The sequence below is a fragment of the Kocuria tytonicola genome (assembly GCF_003687455.1).
Lineage (GTDB): Bacteria > Actinomycetota > Actinomycetes > Actinomycetales > Micrococcaceae > Kocuria > Kocuria tytonicola.
Genome location: NZ_PHOA01000210.1, coordinates 1 through 817, shown reverse-complemented (window position 1 = coordinate 817; position 817 = coordinate 1). Strand labels below are relative to the sequence as shown.

General features: G+C 76.3%; 1 pseudogene. It reads right to left on the bottom strand.

The features are described from left to right. Positions 1-817 (bottom strand): annotated as a pseudogene (locus CWC38_RS12175) (hypothetical protein); the annotation flags it as partial.

The window sequence follows — 817 nt, the reverse complement described above, 5'->3', positions numbered from 1 at the left end:
CCCCTCGGGCGTCTGCACCACCGAGATCCGCAGGGTCTGGACCGCCTCCCCGCCCTTCCGCGTCACGTGGGCTCCCGTCGGCACGCCCCCGTGCCATCCCCGCGTCACCACCTCCGTTCGGTAGGTTCGCGTCCTCGCCGCCTCGGCGGGGGACACGTGGGGGCCGCGGGCCGTGCTCTCTTCCCTGAGCTCCACCACGTCCATGCTGATTCCGGAGAAGGCGGTGAATCCCGTTCCACCCGTGTCCTGGGCACCCGCCCGCCGGATGACCTCCCGGTCCTTCGCCGCCAGCCGGGACCCGGGAACGTACACGGAAGCGACCGCGGACTCGTCGCCCGCCGAGAGCGCTGCCGCGCGGGCCGCCACGAGGTCCCGTACGGCCTGCTGCGCTTCGCGCTCGAGGTCCTGCATGCTGGCCCCGGGGGCATGTGGGGCCCCCGAACCGGTGCTCCTGCCGGGGGACCCACGGTCCTGTGCCTGCCCCGAGGATCCGGCCGTCGACTGCGGGGACCCAGGGCGGGCACCACTGGGACGAGGGGTGGGCGTCCGCCCCTCCGATCCTCGCTCCCCGCCCGCACCGGTCTCGTCCGTGGCGGCTCCCGCGGCGCTCTCCCGCCCGAGGGAGGCCGCCGACGACGCCGGGTCCGCCACCACGTCTCCGGGAGCGGCCCACCGGGCCAGCCCCCACACCGTGGCAACCACCACGAGCGCAGCCGCGAGCGCCGGCCACCAGCGGCGTCCCGGGTGCGAGAGCGCCGCCTCGGAGGCCAGGACACCTGCGGAGTGCCCGTGGGAACCGGCCCGCCGGCCACCGTTC